This window comes from Pseudomonas sp. NPDC087346, from assembly GCF_044744235.1.
Taxonomy (GTDB): Bacteria; Pseudomonadota; Gammaproteobacteria; order Pseudomonadales; family Pseudomonadaceae; genus Aquipseudomonas.
This window is the reverse complement of the sequence record NZ_JBIUXX010000007.1, coordinates 11,958-31,504: the sequence shown is the minus strand read 5'-3', so window position 1 is coordinate 31,504 and position 19,547 is coordinate 11,958. Positions and strand designations below refer to the sequence as shown.

The 19,547-nt window shown below is 60.8% G+C and carries 2 protein-coding genes; one reads left to right on the top strand and one right to left on the bottom strand.

Annotated features, from left to right (window positions below; translation table 11 throughout):
- Positions 1-29: 29 nt before the first annotated feature.
- Positions 30-1,382, bottom strand: a complete 1,353-nt coding sequence (locus ACIOZM_RS06155) for a TolC family outer membrane protein (protein WP_401210738.1) — start codon at positions 1,380-1,382, stop codon at positions 30-32.
- A 357-nt stretch (positions 1,383-1,739) separates the two neighbouring features.
- Between ACIOZM_RS06155 and ACIOZM_RS06150 the strand changes: the two genes are divergently transcribed.
- On the top strand, positions 1,740-19,478 hold the full coding sequence (locus tag ACIOZM_RS06150; protein WP_401210735.1) for an immunoglobulin-like domain-containing protein: 17,739 nt from the start codon (positions 1,740-1,742) through the stop codon (positions 19,476-19,478).
- Positions 19,479-19,547 lie beyond the last annotated feature (69 nt).

Genomic DNA, 19,547 nt, shown 5'->3' with positions numbered 1-19,547 from the left:
GCACTCTTTAACTGTTGAAAAGGGATAACTCAATTCATCCCAGGCAGTTGAACCTTGGGCTTCACGTCGTTTTGCACAACGGATGCCAACGGTGCGACCACTCCTTGGCTTCTGAGCAACTCGCCCATGGTCGCCTTGATTCGGTACTGAGTAAATAACTGAATGTTTTTGATTTCAGCCAGACGACGCGAAGCGGTGAACAACTCGTTTTCGCTGTCGAGCAAATCGAGCAGGGTACGTTCGCCGAGGCTGAACTGACGCTGGTAAGCGGTGCGCACGGCGGTGCTGTGATCAACGTATTGCTGAGCGATTGGCACTTGCGCATTCGCGTTATTCAGGGCGTTCCAGGCCAGGCCCAGTTCTTCGTTCAACTGGCGCAGGGCGTTGTTGCGGATATCCAGCGCCTGGTTCGACAGGTACGACTTGGATTCCAGATCAGCCTTGTTGCTGCCACCCGAATACAGGTTGAAGCGCATGCGCAGCATCGCCTGCCATTCGTTGTTGTGACCGTTCTGGCCGTCGAGATCGTTGTCGGCGGTGCGGCCCAGTTCAGCGTCGAAGCGTGGGTAGAAGGTCGACTTGGCGGTTTCGTACTGCTTCTCGGCAGCAGCGATATCGGACTCGGCCGAGCGCAGGATCGGGCTGTTTTCCAGCATCTGCGTACGGGCTTCGTTGAGGTTGGCCGGCATCATCGCCATGAACGGTGCCGGACGCTCCAGTTGATCAGGCATCTGGCCAACGGCGCTGAGGTAGTTGGTTTCCGAGTCGGCAAGGTTGGTCTGTTCGGTGATCAGGTTGTTGCGGGCCTGAGCCATCCGCGCTTCGGCTTGATCAAGGTCAGCACCGCTGCCCACACCACGCTGGGTGCGCAACTGGATCTGGTCGTAAATGCGCTGGTGGCTCTTGAGGTTTTCGTCGGCCAGACGCACGAATTCACGGCGGGTCAGCACGTCCAGATACACCTGAGCGACAGTCAGACCGGTGCGCTCGGAAGTGCCGAGCAGCGAGTAGGCGCGGGAGTTAACGGTGGCTTGTTGACGCCCGACTTCGCTGGACGTGGCAAAACCGTCAAAAACCATTTGCGACAGACGTAAACTTGACTCCCCGCGGTTCAGGGTTTCCCAGTGATTGCCGCCGCCGTTGGCGCGAGTGGTCACACTGTCGGTGCCTTCACGGCCATAACCACCCAGCAGATCGACCTTGGGCAGGTATCCACCTTTTGCTGCCCTTAACTGATAATCCGCGGCCAATCGACTGTTGACCCCTGCCTGGATTTCCGGATGGACATCCATGGCCTGCTGCATGGCTTCTGGTAGGGATTGTGCTTGTACGAAAGAGGCGGCAAGGGCGAAGGGTAGAGCCTTGAACAAGTGCAAACGCATGGTAAAGATTTCCCAGAACTTCTTGTCTTGAATCACAGCAAAACGTGCTGCTGCGTCGGATGATGGCAACCGGAATGACCGTATGTCGGAAAGTTCAAAATAGGAACTGGATCACACGCTGAAGGACAGGTCGCCGCGGAAATATCAATGTGACATTAGTGGGGCGATTGTTTAGGATGGCACCCATAAGGTCAATAGTTTGGCATAAAGTTAATAGCGAAAGAATATAGCCAAATTATTGACGAACTCATGCGTCAATCTTGTTTCGCAATTTTTTAAAGTACGTCCAGACTGAATCGGCGCCCATGCCATCAGGTCCATGGAAGTCAACTGAACGTGACACCCGGAGAGTCTTCAATGAGCAGTGTTGTTGCCATCGTCAAAAGCATTGTCGGTCAGGTATTCGTGGTGTCGCCGGAAGGCGTGCGCCGCGTGCTCGTTGAAGGCGACCGTCTGATGGTCGGCGACCAGATCGACACCGGTCTGTCTGGCGCCGTCTCTCTGGAACTGGCTGATGGCCGCACTCTGGACCTGGGCCGTGAGACCCAGTGGAGCGCCAACGCGCCCGACTCCAGCACTGATCTGGCCGAGGCCACCGCGCAAGCCGCGCCGTCGGTTGCAGAACTGCAACAAGCCATCGCCGCCGGTGTCGACCCGACTACCGCGCTGGACGCCACCGCTGCCGGCCCAAGCGCCGCAGGCACTGGCGGTGCTGCCGGTGGTGGCCACAGCTTCGTGTTGCTCGACGCCACTGCTGGCCGCGTTGATCCGACCATTGGTTTCCCGACTGCGGGGATCAACTCTGGCGGTCAGGCTGCGCAAAACATCACTGGCGGCCAGACCACCGACACCACGACTAACGCTCTGCGTGATTCGACCCTGAGCCTCAGCGCCACACCGACCATCACCGAAGCCGGCGGCGTGCTGGTCTACACCGCGACCCTGACTCAGGCACCGCTGACCGACCTGACCATCACCCTGTCCAACGGCGCGGTGATCGTGATTCCGGCCGGTTCGACCACCGGTACCGTCAACGTGCCGCTGGCGCCGAACGACACTGTTTATAACGACCCGACCCAGATCGACGTGACCGTCACCGGCACCACCGGCGGCAACGGCATCACCGTGACGCCGCCGACCACGCCGGCCACCACGCAAGTCACCGACACCATCGACACCACCACGGTCACGCTGACCGCCGCGCCGAACATCACTGAAGGCGGGCAGATCACCTACACCGCGACCTTGACCAACCCGGCGCAAACCCCGGTGACCGTCACCCTGTCCAACGGCTCGACCATCACCATCGGCGCTGGCCAGACCACCGGCACCGTCAACGTGCCGACCCCGGTCAATGACGTCTATAACAACGGCAGCACCGTCACCACCACCATCACGGGTGCCACCGGCGGCAACTTCGAAAACCTGGTGCCGAACCCGACACCGGCCGTGACCACGATTACCGATTCGGTCGATACCACCGGCCTGACCCTGACTGCTACCGGCAGCGTCGTCGAGGGTGGCCAGATCACCTACACCGCGACCCTGACCAACCCGGCCCAAACTCCGGTAACCGTCACCCTGTCCAACGGCTCGACCATCACCATCGGCGCGGGCCAGACCACTGGCACCGTCAACGTGCCGACCGCTGCCAATGACGTTTACAACAATGGCAGCACCGTCAGCACCACCATTACCGGTGCTACCGGCGGCAACTTCGAAAATCTGGTGCCGAACACCACACCAGCGACCACCACCATTACCGACTCGATCGACACCACCAACCTGTCGCTGACTGCGACCGGCACTGTGGCTGAAGGTGGTTCGATTGTTTACACCGCGACCCTGACTAACCCGGCCGGTACTCCGGTGACCGTGACTCTTTCGAACGGTGCTGTGATCACCATCGAAGCCGGCAAAACCGTCGGCACGGTGAGCGTTCCGGCTCCGGCCGATGACGTCTACAAAGACGCTGGCAAAGTCGAAGTCACGATCAACAACGCCACGGGCGGCAACTTCGAAAACCTGGTACCAAGCACCGCTCCGGCCGTGACTGACGTTACCGATACCATCGACACCTCGACCGTCAAACTGACCGCGACCGAAACTGCTGCTGAAGGTGGCACCGTCACTTACACCGCGACTGTTGGCGCACCGGTTACCGGCTCCCCAGTCATCGTGACCCTGGCCAACGGCCAGAGCATCACCATCGCCGTCGGCCAGACCACCGGCACCGTGAGCACCACCGCACCGAACGATGTGCTGAACGGTCATGCTCCGCTGACCAACTCGATCACCGACGTCAGCGGCGGCAATTACGAGAACCTCGTTGCCGACAAATCCCCGGTCAGCACCACCGTGACCGACACCGTCGACACCACCAACCTGTCGCTGACTGCGACCGGCACTGTGGTTGAAGGTGGTTCGATTGTTTACACCGCGACCCTGACTAACCCGGCCGGTACTCCAGTCACCGTGACCCTGTCGAACGGTGCTGTGATCACCATCGAAGCGGGTAAAACCGTTGGCACGGTGAGCGTTCCAGCTCCGGCCGATGACGTCTACAAAGACGCCGGTAAAGTCGAAGTCACCATCAACAACGCTGCAGGCGGCAACTTCGAGAATCTGGTGCCAAGCACCGTTCCGGCCGTGACTGACGTTACCGATACCATCGACACCTCGACCGTCAAACTGACTGCGACTGAAACCGCGGCAGAGGGCGGCACCGTCACTTACACCGCCACCGTCGGTGCGCCAGTGACCGGTTCGCCGGTTGTTGTGACCTTGGCTAACGGCCAGACCATTACCATCGCCGTCGGCCAGACTACCGGGACCGTGAGCACCACCGCGCCGAACGATGTGTTGAACGGTCACGCACCGCTGACCAACTCGATCACCGACGTCAGCGGCGGCAATTACGAGAACCTCGTTGCCGACAAATCCCCGGTCAGCACCAACGTGACCGACACCGTCGACACCACCAACCTGTCGCTGACTGCTACCGGCACTGTGGCTGAAGGCGGTTCGATTGTTTACACCGCGACCCTGACTAACCCGGCCGGCACTCCGGTGACCGTGACCCTGTCGAACGGTGCTGTGATCACCATCGAGGCCGGCAAAACCGTTGGCACGGTGAGCGTTCCGGCTCCGGCCGATGACGTCTACAAAGACGCTGGCAAGGTCGAAGTCACGATCAACAACGCCACGGGCGGCAATTTCGAGAATCTGGTGCCAAGCACCGTTCCGGCCGTGACTGACGTTACCGACACCATCGACACCTCGACCGTCAAACTGACCGCCACCGAAACTGCTGCTGAAGGCGGCACCGTTACTTACACCGCGACAGTTGGCGCACCGGTTACCGGTTCGCCGGTTGTTGTGACCCTGGCCAATGGTCAGAGCATCACCATTGCCGTAGGCCAAACCACCGGCACCGTGTCCACCACCGCACCGAACGATGTGTTGAATGGTCACGCACCGCTGACCAACTCGATCACCAATGTCAGCGGCGGTAACTACGAAAATCTGGTCGCCGACAAATCCCCGGTCAGCACCACCGTGACCGACACCGTCGACACCACCACCGTTTCCTTGACCGCCACCGGCAACGTCAACGAAGGCGGTTCGATCGTCTACACCGCGACCCTGACCAACCCGGCCGGCACCCCGGTGACCGTGACCCTGAGCAACGGTTCGACCATCACCATCGAAGCCGGGAAAACCGTCGGCACCGTGACCGTTCCTGCGCCTGCCGACGACGTCTACAAAGACGCCGGCAAACTTGAAGTGACCATCAAGGACACCACGGGCGGCAACTTCGAAAACCTGGTGGCCAACCCGACGCCAGCAGTAACCAACGTCGCCGACACCATCAACACCACGCACCTGACCCTCAGCGCCGAAAGCTATGTGCTCGAAGGCACGTCGATCACCTACACCGCGACCCTGACCAACGCCGCCCAAACCCCGGTGACCGTCAACCTGAGCAATGGCCAGACCATCACCATCGAAGCCGGCAAGACCAGCGGTTCGGTGACCATCGCGGCACCGAGCGATGACGTCTATAAAGATGTCAGCAAGCTCACCGTGACCATGACCGACGCCAGCGGCGGCAACTTCGAGAAACTCGATGTCAGCAAGACGCCGGTCAGCACCACCGTCAACGACACCATCGACAAGACCACGCTGACTCTGAGCGCCAGCGACACCGTCAGCGAAGGTGGCCAGATCACCTACACCGCGACCCTGAGCAACCCGGCCGGCACCGCGATGACCGTGACCCTGGCCAACGGCGCAGTGATCAACATTGCTGCCGGCGCCACCTCCGGCACCGTCAACTTCGCGGCCCCGGCGAACACGCCGTACATTGACGGCGGCAAGGTCCAGACCGCGATTGCCAGCCACAGCGGCGGCAACTTCGAACAGGTCGATGCCAACCGTTCGGCGGTGGTCACCACTGTCACCGACACCGTCGACACCACCACCGTGAGCCTGAGCGCTACCGGTTCCGTGGCCGAGGGAGGCTCGATTGTCTACACCGCCAGCCTGACCAATCCGGCCGGCAATGCCATGACCGTGACGTTGAGCAACGGCGCAGTGATCAACATCGCCAAAGGTGCATCCAGCGGCACCGCGACTGTCGCCGCACCTGCCGATGACGTCTATAAAGACGCCGGCAAAGTCGACGCGACCATCACCAAGACCACTGGCGGCAACTTTGAAAACCTGGTGGTCGACAAGACCCCGGCCGTGACCGACGTCACCGACACCATCGACAACAGCACCGTATCGCTGACCGCCACGGCCAGCACCGTCGAAGGCGGCGTGGTGACTTACACCGCATCGGTCACTGCCCCGGTCACCGGTTCGCCGGTTGTGATCACCCTGTCCAACGGCCAGACCATCACCATCCCGGTCGGCGCCAGCAGCGGCACGGTCAACTTCACCGCGCCGAACGACGCACTCGCCGGTGGCAGCACCCTGAGCGTGAAAATCGACGGCACCAGCGGCGGCAACTACGAAAATCTGGTGACAAACCAGACTCCGGCCGTCACCACCGTGACTGACACCATCGACACCACCAACCTGTCGCTGACCGCGACCGGCTCCGTGGCCGAAGGTGGTTCGATCATTTACACCGCGACCCTGACCAATCCGGCCGGTACTCCGGTGACCGTGACCCTGTCGAACGGCGCGGTGATCACCATCGAGGCCGGTAAAACCACCGGCACCGTGAGCGTTCCTGCTCCGGCCGATGATGTCTACAAAGACGCCGGCACCGTTCAGGCAACCATCAGCACTACGACTGGCGGCAACTTCGAGAACCTGGTGCCGAGCACCGTTCCTGCTGTCACCAGCGTCACTGACACCATCGACACCTCGACGGTGAAACTCAGCGCTTCGGAAACCGCAGCAGAAGGCGGCACCGTTACTTACACCGCCACCGTGGGTGCGCCAGTGACCGGTTCGCCGGTTGTTGTGACCCTGGCTAACGGTCAGACCATCACCATTGCCGTCGGCCAAACCACTGGCACCGTGAGCACCACCGCTCCGAACGATGCGTTGAATGGGCATGCTCCGCTGACCAATGCGATCACCGATGTGAGCGGCGGTAACTACGAAAATCTCGTGGCTGACAAAACCCCTGTCAGCACTAACGTGACCGACACCGTCGACACCACCAATCTGTCGCTGACTGCGACCGGTTCTGTGGCTGAAGGTGGTTCGATTGTTTACACCGCAACGTTGACCAATCCGGCCGGCACGCCTGTGACCGTGACGTTGAGCAACGGCGCAGTAATCACCATTGAAGCGGGCAAAACCGTCGGTACCGTAAGCGTTCCGGCTCCGGCCGATGACGTTTACAAAGATGCCGGTACCGTTCAGGCAACGATCAGCACTGCGACTGGCGGTAACTTCGAGAACCTGGTGCCAAGCACCGTTGCGGCAGTGACCAGCGTTACCGATACCATCGACACCACTACCGTAAAACTCACGGCGACCGAGTCTGCCGCTGAAGGTGGCACTGTCACCTACACCGCGACTGTTGGCGCAGCCGTAACTGGCTCGCCAGTGACCGTGACTCTGGCTAACGGCCAGACCATCACCATTGCCGTCGGCCAGACCACTGGCACCGTGAGCACTACTGCTCCGAACGATGCGTTGAATGGTCATGCTCCACTGACCAACGCGATCACCGATGTCAGCGGCGGCAACTACGAGAATCTGGTGGCCGACAAGGCACCGGTTTCGACTACCGTCACCGACACCGTCGACACCACTAATCTATCGCTGACCGCGACCGGTTCCGTGGCTGAAGGTGGTTCGATTGTTTACACCGCTACACTGAGCAACCCGGCCGGCACTCCGGTGACCGTGACTCTGTCGAACGGCGCAGTCATCACCATCGAAGCCGGTAAAACCGTCGGTACCGTAAGCGTTCCGGCTCCGGCCGATGACGTTTACAAAGATGCGGGCAAAGTCGAAGCGACCATTTCGACGGCCACAGGTGGCAACTTCGAGAACCTGGTGCCGAGCACCGTTGCGGCAGTCACTGACGTCACTGACACCATCGACACCACCACCGTGAAACTGACCGCGACCGAGTCTGCTGCTGAAGGTGGCACCGTCACTTACACCGCGACTGTTGGCGCCGCTGTTACTGGTTCGCCAGTCACCGTGACTCTGTCCAACGGCCAGACCATCACCATCGCTGTCGGCCAAACCACTGGCACCGTGACCACTACCGCGCCGAACGATGCGCTGAATGGTCATGCTCCACTGACCAACGCGATCACCGATGTCAGCGGCGGCAATTACGAGAACCTCGTTGCCGACAAGGCACCAGTTTCGACTACCGTCACCGACACCGTCGACACCACCAACCTGTCGCTGACTGCGACTGGTTCCGTGGCTGAAGGTGGTTCGATTGTTTACACCGCAACGCTGACCAATCCGGCCGGCACGCCTGTGACCTTGACGTTGAGCAACGGCGCTGTCATCACCATTGAGGCGGGTAAAACCGTCGGCACCGTCAGCGTTCCTGCGCCAGCTGACGACGTCTATAAAGACGCCGGCACCGTGCAAGCCACGATCAGCACCGCAACCGGTGGCAACTTCGAGAACCTGGTACCAAGCACTGTTCCGGCAGTCACCAGCGTCACCGATACCATCGACACCACCACCGTAAAACTCACCGCGACCGAGTCTGCTGCTGAAGGTGGCACTGTCACCTACACCGCAACCGTCGGTGCAGCCGTGACCGGCTCGCCAGTCACCGTGACCTTGTCCAATGGACAAACCATCACCATCGCTGTTGGCCAAACCACCGGCACCGTTTCCACCACCGCACCGAACGATGCTTTGAACGGTCATGCTCCACTGACCAACGCGATCACTGATGTCAGCGGCGGCAATTACGAGAACCTTGTTGCCGATAAAGCACCGGTTTCGACTACTGTTACTGACACCGTCGACACCACCAACCTGTCGCTGACTGCGACTGGTTCCGTGGCTGAGGGTGGTTCGATCATCTACACCGCAACCCTGACCAACGCTGCCGGCACCCCGGTGACCGTAACGCTGAGCAATGGCGCCGTCATCACCATCGAGGCCGGTAAAACCACCGGCACTGTGACCGTTCCTGCACCAGCCGATGACGTCTACAAAGACGCCGGCACCGTGCAGGCAACGATCAGCACCGCGACCGGTGGCAACTTCGAGAATCTGGTGCCAAGCACCGTTCCAGCCGTCACCACTGTCACCGATACCATCGACACCTCGACCGTATCGCTGAGCGCCACCGCGAACGTCGCCGAAGGCGAAACCGTGGTCTACACCGCGACCGTGACCGCTCCAGTGACCGGCGCGCCGGTCGTGGTTACCCTGTCCAACGGCCAGACCATCACCATCGCCGTCGGTGAAACCACCGGCACTGTGAACTTCGTTGCACCGAACAGCCCGTTGGCGGGTGGCAGCTCCCTGAGCGTGACCATCGACGGCGCAACTGGCGGCAACTACGAAAAACTGGCGGTCGACAGCAAGCCGGCCAACACCTCAGTATCGGACACCGTCGACACCACCAACCTGAACCTGACTGCGAGCGACTCGGTTGCTGAAGGCGGTTCGATCGTTTACACCGCGACCCTGACCAACCCGGCCGGTACTGCGGTAACCGTAACCTTGTCCAACGGCGCAGTGATCACCATCGAGGCGGGTAAAACTACCGGCACCGTGACTGTTCCAGCTCCGGCTGATGACGTTTACAAAGACGCTGGCAAAGTCGAAGCGACCATTTCGACTGCCACCGGTGGCAACTTCGAGAACCTGGTGCCGAGCACTGTTCCGGCTGTGACCAACGTTACAGATACCATCGACACCACCACCGTGAAGTTGACCGCGACCGAGTCTGCTGCCGAAGGTGGCACTGTCACTTACACCGCGACTGTTGGTGCCGCTGTTACCGGTTCGCCAGTGACTGTGGCCTTGGCCAACGGCCAGACCATCACTATCGCTGTCGGTCAAACCATAGGCACCGTAACCACTAGCGCTCCGAACGATGCGTTGAATGGTCATGCTCCACTGACTAACGCGATCACTGATGTGAGCGGCGGCAACTACGAAAATCTGGTGGCGGACAAAGCACCGGTTTCGACCACTGTTACTGACACCGTCGACACCACCAACCTGTCGCTGACCGCGACCGGTTCCGTGGCTGAAGGTGGCTCGATTGTTTACACCGCAACCCTGACCAATCCAGCGGGCACTCCGGTAACCGTGACTCTGTCAAACGGCGCCGTGATCACCATCGAGGCCGGTAAAACTACCGGCACTGTGAGCGTTCCTGCTCCTGCCGATGACGTGTACAAGGATGCGGGCAAAGTCGAAGCAAGCATTTCGACCGCTACGGGTGGCAACTTCGAAAACCTGGTGCCAAGCACTGTTCCGGCAGTGACCAACGTCACTGACACCATCGACACCACTACCGTAAAACTCACTGCGACCGAGTCTGCGGCTGAAGGTGGCACTGTCACTTACACCGCGACTGTTGGTGCAGCCGTAACCGGCTCACCAGTCACCGTGACCCTGTCCAACGGCCAGACAATTACCATCGCCGTCGGCCAGACCACAGGCACCGTAACCACTAGCGCTCCGAACGATGCGTTGAATGGTCATGCTCCACTGACCAACGCGATCACTGACGTCAGCGGCGGTAACTACGAAAATCTGGTGGCGGACAAAGCACCGGTTTCGACCACGGTTACTGACACCGTCGACACCACCAACCTGTCGCTGACCGCGACCGGCACCGTGGCTGAAGGTGGTTCGATCATCTACACCGCGACCCTGACCAACGCTGCGGGCACTCCGGTGACCGTAACGTTGAGCAACGGCGCCGTCATCACCATCGAAGCGGGCAAAACCACGGGCACCGTGACCGTCCCAGCACCAGCCGATGATGTTTACAAAGACGCTGGCAAAGTCGAAGCAAGCATTTCGACCGCTACGGGTGGCAACTTCGAAAACCTGGTACCGAGCACCGTTGCGGCAGTGACCAACGTCACTGACACCATCGACACCACCACCGTGAAACTCACTGCGACCGAGTCTGCGGCTGAAGGTGGCACTGTCACCTACACCGCGACCGTCGGCGCAGCCGTCACCGGCTCGCCAGTGACCGTGACCCTGTCCAACGGCCAGACAATTACCATTGCTGTCGGCCAAACCACCGGTACCGTTTCCACTACCGCGCCGAACGATTCGTTGAATGGTCATGCTCCACTGACCAACGCGATCACTGACGTCAGCGGCGGCAACTACGAAAATCTGGTCGCCGACAAATCCCCTGTCAGCACCACCGTCACCGACACCATCGACACTACCAACCTGACTTTGGGTGCCACTCAATCGGTCGCCGAAGGCGGTTCGATCATCTACACCGCAACGCTGACCAACCCGGCTGGCACGCCTGTGACCGTGACCTTGAGCAACGGCGCAGTGATCACTATCGAAGCGGGTAAAACCACTGGCACTGTCACCGTCCCTGCTCCGGCAGACGACGTGTACAAGGATGCGGGTAAAGTCGAAGCGACTATTTCGACGGCCACGGGTGGCAACTTCGAGAACCTGGTGCCGAGCACTGCTCCGGCTGTCACTGACGTCACTGACACCATCGACACCACCACCGTAAAACTGACCGCGACCGAGTCTGCCGCTGAAGGTGGCACCGTCACTTACACCGCGACTGTTGGCGCAGCCGTAACTGGCTCGCCAGTGACTGTGACTTTGGCCAACGGCCAAACCATCACCATCGCCGTCGGCCAGACCACTGGCACCGTGAGCACTACTGCTCCGAACGATGCGCTGAATGGTCATGCTCCACTGACTAACGCGATCACTGATGTGAGCGGCGGCAATTACGAAAACCTTGTTGCCGACAAAGCGCCGGTCTCGACTACTGTCACTGACACCGTCGACACCACCAACCTGTCGCTGACCGCGACCGGTTCCGTAGCTGAAGGTGGCTCGATTGTTTACACCGCAACCCTGACCAATCCAGCTGGCACTCCGGTGACCGTGACCCTGTCGAACGGCGCCGTGATCACCATCGAGGCCGGTAAAACTACCGGGACTGTGAGCGTTCCTGCTCCTGCCGATGACGTGTACAAGGATGCAGGCAAAGTCGAAGCAACCATTTCGACCGCTACGGGTGGCAACTTCGAAAACTTGGTGCCAAGCACCGTTGCGGCAGTGACCAATGTCACTGACACCATCGACACCACCACCGTGAAGTTGACCGCGACCGAGTCTGCTGCTGAAGGTGGCACTGTCACTTACACCGCGACTGTTGGTGCCGCTGTTACCGGTTCGCCAGTGACTGTGACTCTAGCCAACGGCCAAACCATCACCATCGCCGTCGGCCAGACCACCGGTACCGTGACCACCACCGCACCGAACGATGCATTGAACGGTCACACTCCGCTGAGCAACTCAATCACCAACGTCAGCGGCGGCAACTACGAGAATCTGGTAGCGGACAAAACCCCAGTCAGCACCACCGTGACCGACACCATCGACACCACCAACCTGACTTTGGGTGCCACTCAATCGGTCGCCGAAGGCGGTTCGATTACCTACACCGCAACCCTGACCAACGCCGCTGGCACACCAGTGACCGTAACGTTGAGCAACGGCGCCGTGATCACCATCGACGCCGGTAAAACCACTGGCACCGTGACCGTTCCAGCGCCAGCCGACGACGTCTACAAAGACGCCGGCACCGTTCAGGCAACGATCAACACCGCAACCGGTGGCAACTTCGAAAAACTGGTGACCAGCAGCACTCCGGCAATCACCAGCGTCACCGACACCATCGACACCACCACCGTGAAGCTGACTGCCACTGGCACCGCAGCCGAAGGCGGAAACGTCGTGTACACCGCAACAGTAGGTGCTGCGGTAACCGGCTCCCCAGTGACTGTGACTTTGGCCAACGGCCAAACCATCACCATCGCCGTCGGCCAGACCACCGGCACCGTAACCACTACCGCACCGAACGATGCGCTGAACGGCCACACCCCGCTGAGCAACTCGATCACCAATGTCAGCGGCGGCAACTACGAAAACCTCGTCGCCGACAAGACGCCGGTCAGCACCACCGTCACCGACACCATCGACACTACTAACCTGTCGCTCACCGCGACCGGCACCGTGGCCGAGGGTGGCTCGATCATCTACACCGCAACCCTGACCAACGCTGCCGGCACACCGGTGACCGTAACGTTGAGCAACGGCGCCGTGATCACCATCGACGCCGGCAAAACCACCGGCACCGTGACCGTCCCAGCACCAGCCGATGACGTCTACAAAGATGCCGGTACCGTGCAAGCAACAATCAGCACCGCAACCGGAGGCAACTTCGAAAACCTGGTGCCGAGCACTGTTCCGGCAGTGACAAGCGTCACTGACACCATCGACACCACCACCGTTAAGCTGACCGCGACCGAGTCTGCTGCTGAAGGTGGCACCGTCACCTACACCGCGACCGTCGGTGCAGCGGCAACCGGTTCGCCGGTCACCGTGACTCTGGCCAACGGCCAAACCATCACCATCGCCGTCGGCCAGACCACCGGCACTGTGACCACCACCGCACCGAACGATGTATTGAATGGTCATGCACCACTGACCAACGCAATCACTAACGTCAGTGGCGGCAACTACGAAAATCTGGTGGCCGATAAAGCACCGGTTTCGACCACTGTCACCGACACCATCGACACCACCAACCTGTCGCTCACCGCGACCGGCACCGTGGCCGAGGGTGGCTCGATCATCTACACCGCAACCCTGACCAACGCCGCTGGCACACCAGTGACCGTAACGTTGAGCAACGGTGCAGTAATCACCATCGATGCCGGTAAAACCACCGGCACCGTGACCGTCCCAGCACCAGCCGACGACGTCTACAAAGACGCCGGCACCGTGCAGGCAACGATCAACACCGCAACCGGTGGCAACTTCGAAAAACTGGTGACCAGCAGCACTCCGGCGATCACCAGCGTCACCGATACCATCGACACCACCACCGTTAAGCTGACCGCCACTGGCACCGCAGCCGAAGGCGGAAACGTCGTTTACACCGCAACAGTAGGTGCTGCGGTAACCGGTTCGCCAGTGACTGTGACTTTGGCCAACGGCCAAACCATCACCATCGCCGTCGGCCAGACCACCGGCACCGTGACCACCACCGCACCGAACGATGCGCTGAACGGTCACACCCCGCTGAGCAACTCGATCACCAACGTCAGCGGTGGCAACTACGAAAATCTCGTTGCCGACAAGACGCCGGTCAGCACCACCGTGACCGACACCATCGACACTACCAACCTGACTTTAGGTGCCACTCAATCGGTCGCCGAAGGCGGTTCGATCATCTACACCGCAACCCTGACCAACGCCGCTGGCACACCAGTGACCGTAACGTTGAGCAACGGTGCAGTAATCACCATCGATGCAGGTAAAACCACCGGCACCGTGACCGTCCCAGCACCAGCCGATGACGTCTACAAAGATGCCGGTACCGTGCAAGCAACAATCAGCACTGCGACTGGCGGCAACTTCGAAAACCTGGTGCCGAGCACTGTTCCGGCAGTGACAAGCGTCACTGACACCATCGACACCACCACCGTGAAGCTGACCGCAACCGGCACCGCAGCCGAAGGCGGAAGCGTCGTCTACACCGCCACCGTCGGTGCTGCGGTAACCGGCTCCCCAGTGACCGTGACTTTGGCCAACGGCCAAACCATCACCATCGCCGTCGGCCAGACCACCGGTACCGTGACCACCACCGCACCAAACGATGCGCTGAACGGTCACACTCCGCTGAGCAACTCAATCACCAACGTCAGCGGCGGCAACTACGAAAATCTCGTTGCCGACAAGACGCCGGTCAGCACCACCGTGACCGACACCATCGACACTACTAACCTGTCGCTCACCGCGACCGGCACCGTGGCCGAGGGTGGCTCGATCATCTACACCGCAACCCTGACCAACGCCGCTGGCACACCAGTGACCGTAACCCTGAGCAACGGCGCCGTGATCACCATCGACGCCGGTAAAACCACCGGCACCGTCACCGTTCCAGCGCCAGCCGACGACGTCTACAAAGACGCCGGCACCGTGCAGGCAACGATCAACACGGCCACCGGTGGCAACTTCGAGAAACTGGTGACCAGCAGCACCCCGGCGATCACCAGCGTCACCGACACCATCGACACCACCACCGTGAAGCTGACTGCCACCGGCACCGCAGCCGAAGGCGGAAACGTCGTCTACACCGCAACAGTCGGTGCAGCGGTAACCGGCTCCCCAGTGACCGTGACTTTGGCCAACGGCCAGACCATCACCATCGCCGTCGGCCAGACCTCGGGCACCGTGACCACCACCGCACCAAACGATGTGCTGAACGGCCATACGCCGCTGAGCAACTCGATCACCAACGTCAGCGGCGGCAACTACGAAAATCTCGTTGCCGACAAGACCCCGGTCAGCACTACCGTGACCGACACCATCGACACCACCAACCTGTCGCTGACCGCGACCGGCACCGTGGCTGAAGGTGGCTCGATCATCTACACCGCAACCCTGACCAACGCTGCGGGCACCCCGGTGACCGTGACCCTGAGCAACGGCGCCGTGATCACCATCGACGCCGGTAAAACCACCGGCACAGTGACCGTCCCAGCACCAGCCGATGACGTCTACAAAGACGCCGGCAGCGTGCAGGCAACGATCAGCACCGCCACCGGTGGCAACTTCGAAAGCCTGGTGACCAACAAGACTCCAGCGGTGACCAACGTCACCGACACCATCGACAAGACCGAAGTCAGCATCAGCGGCAGCTCCTCGGTGACCGAAGGCCAGACCGCCAGCTACACCGTCAGCCTGACTCACCCGGCGCAAACCGAAGTGACCCTGAAAATCGTCTACAGCGGCACCGCCGCCGACGGTTCGGACTTCACCGGTGTGTACACCGTGAAGATCCCGGCAGGCGCCAGCACCGCGACCTTCAACGTTGCGACCATCGACGACAAGATCACCGAAGGCACCGAAAACTTCGTGGTCAAGATCGACTCGGCCACTGGCGGCAACTTCGAGAACCTCGCAGTCAGCGCCACCAATGGCAGCGTCAGCACTTCGATCATCGACAACGACGCACCGCCAGTCATCGATCTGGACGCCAACAACTCCAGCGGCGCGACCGGTGCCGATTATAAGGTGACCTTCACCGAAAACACCCCGGGCGCCGGCGTGTCGATTGCCGACACCGACCTGAGCATCACCGACCCGGACAGCACCATGCTGACCGGCGCGACCATCGTGCTGACCAACCGTCAGGATGGCGATGCACTGAACCTGGGCAACAGCGTCAACGGCATCACCATCAATGCCAACAGCACCAATGGCACCGTGACCCTGACGCTGTCGGGTAACGCGACGCTTGCTGACTACATGCAGGCGATCAAGAACATCAGCTTCACCAACAACAGTGAAGACCCGAGCACCGTGCCGCGGATCATCACCGTAACCGTGACCGACGGCGGCAACTACTCCAACACCGCGACCACCACGGTCAACGTGGTGGCAGTTAACGATGCGCCGGTCGCCGCTCCGGTCAACGTCACCGGTACTGAAGACACCCCGCTGATCCTTGGCTGGTCGACCTTTGGTGTGACCGACGTCGACAGCCCGGCCAGCAGCCTGGGCGTGAAAATCACTCAACTGCCGGGCGAAGGCAAACTGCAGTATCTGGACGGTTCGACCTGGAAAGACGTCGCCAACAATCAGACCTTCAGCAAGGCTGACATCGACGCTGGCAAACTGCGCTTCATGCCGGATGCCAACGAGTCGGGTGTGGACGGTTACGGCGGCACCGGCCTGGGCAACAAGCAGGCTGACTACGCGCAGCTCAAGTTCCAGCCTACCGACGGCCAACTGCTGGGCAACACTGGCACCGTGAAGATCGACATCACGCCAGTGGCTGATGCCCCGACCGTGAGCGTGGCCGACAACAGCGTGAAGTCCACCGGGCTGGTCAAGGAAGTCTGGACCGGTCTGTCGGGCCTCGGCACCAGTGGCAGCGGCGCGGACTCGACCACGTTGAAAAACGTCATCGACGGCGCTGGCACGCCAAACTCCAGCGGCAACGTGACCAACGTGCAGTCCGACGGCAGCGTCGCGGCAGGTACGGCGTCGAAGACGTCCGGCCTGATCTACCTCGAAGCCGGCAAGACCTACACCTTCAGCGGCGTCGCCGATGACAGCCTGCTGATTACTATCGGCGGCAAGAGCGTGGCTTCGGGTACCTGGGGTGCGGGCGGTGCCATCAATGGTTCGTTCACTCCGACCACCAGCGGTTACTACACCCTCGACATCTACCACCACAACCAGAGCGGCCCGGGCAGCTACGATGTGAATCTGTCGGTCAACGGCAGTACACCAATCGACCTGAGCAGCACCGGCGTGCCGATCTACACCGGCGTGCAAGATCTGATCAACTCCGGCGTGACCGTCTCCGATCTGCACGGTACCAACGGCGAAGGCTATTACGACGGCTACAAGCTCAACACCGGCGCCGAAGGCACCACGGTAAAACTGTCGGCGATCACTACCGCGCTGACCGACACCGACGGCTCGGAAACCCTGAGCGTGAAGATCAGCGGCGCACCGGTCGGCTCGGTACTCAGCGACGGCGCAGGTCATACCTTTACCGTCACCGCGACCAGCGGCGACGCCAACGTCACTGGCTGGAGCCTCGGCAGCCTGACCGTGACGCCACCGCCGTACTACAACGGCCAGTTCAACCTGACCGTGACCTCGACCTCGACCGAACAGGTCGGCGGTTCGGCCAGCAGTGTCGCGACGATTCCGGTCACCGTGGTGCCGGCGGTGTACAACGCCATTGTTGCGACCTCGGGCGATGACACCTTCAGCGGCACCGACGGCAACGACATCATGGTCGCTGACATCGGCGGTCTGACCGTGGTGCCGGGCACCAACTACAACATCGCGTTCATGGTCGACAGTTCGGGCAGCATGAGCGCTTCGTCGATCAGCTCGGCGAAGGACTCGCTGACGGCGGTGTTCAACACCCTCAAGCAAAGCCTGGGCGGCAGCAACTCGGGCACGGTGAACATCTTCCTGGTGGACTTCGATACCCAGGTCAACAAGTCGGTGTCGGTGAACCTCAACGACCCGAACGCGCTGACCCAGCTCAAAGCGGTACTGGATTCGATGGCGTCCGGCGGCGGCACCAACTATGAAGACGTGTTCAAAGCCACGGCCAACTTCTTCCAGAGCGCTGATGCAGTCGCAAACACCGGGGCGAAGAACCTCACGTACTTCATCACCGACGGCCAGCCGACCTACTACCAGACCGGCGAGCAGACCAACCCGACGCTGTACGGCAGCGTGAAGTTCGATAGCGTGGTGACGACCAGCAACTACAAGTTGGGCGATACCTTCAGCACTTACATCGACAGCACGCACTATCTGAGCATCAGCGCCAACGGCGCAGCCCAGTTGCAGATCTACACCAGTCGTTACGGCTGGACCGCGACCAACCTGGGCACCGTGCACGCTCAGGGCGATGGCACCTATGAGTTGTCTAGCCTGGCGGGCACCGGTAGCAGCACTACCTCGGCAACCACCGATAACGCCGGCAGCAGCTTCGCCTTGTTGAGCGGTCTGTCGAACGTCGAAGCCATCGGCCTCAACAGCGGGGTCAGCCTCAACGACCTGAAACCGTACGACTCGGACAAGACGCCGCAAACCAACATCGATCCGAAGGATCTGGCCAACTCGATCATCGGCCACACCGAAGCGACACTGCCGGGTAACGACACCGTCAGCGGCGGCAACGGCAACGACATCCTGTTCGGCGATCTGGTGAGCTTCAACGGCATTGCTGGCGAGGGTTATCAGGCGATGCAGGCGTTCGTTGCGCAGCAGACCGGCGTCGACGTCAGCAAAGTCACCACCAGCAACGTGCACCAGTACATCACCGAGCACTATCAGGCGTTTGATGTGTCCGGCGCGCATGACGGCAACGACACCCTGCTGGGTGGCGCAGGCAATGACATCCTGTTCGGCTCGGGCGGCAACGACGTGCTCGATGGCGGTAAAGGCAATGACATCCTGCTCGGCGGCACCGGCAACGACACGCTGATCGGTGGCCCGGGCAATGACATCCTGATTGGTGGTTCGGGTGCCGATACCTTCGTCTGGAAATCCGGCGACACCGGCAACGATGTGATCAAGGACTTTAACGCCAGCGAAGGTGACCGTATCGACCTGCGCGATCTGTTGCAGGGCGAGACCGGCAGCACCATCGACAACTTCCTGAAGATCAGCACGGTCGATGGCGTGTCGTCGCTGCAAGTCAGCTCGGGCGGCAAGTTCAACTCCGGCGATGCGGCAGCCGCGACACCGGACGTGACGATCAAACTGGAAGGCAACAACTGGTCCACTGCCAACATTCATAACCTGATTGCCGGCAGCGATCCGACCATCAAAGTCGACCACAACAACAGCTGACAAACGAACAACGGCCGCCTCTTATGGGGCGGCCGTCACGTTTCCAGCCGTCACAATCGTGACGATTTC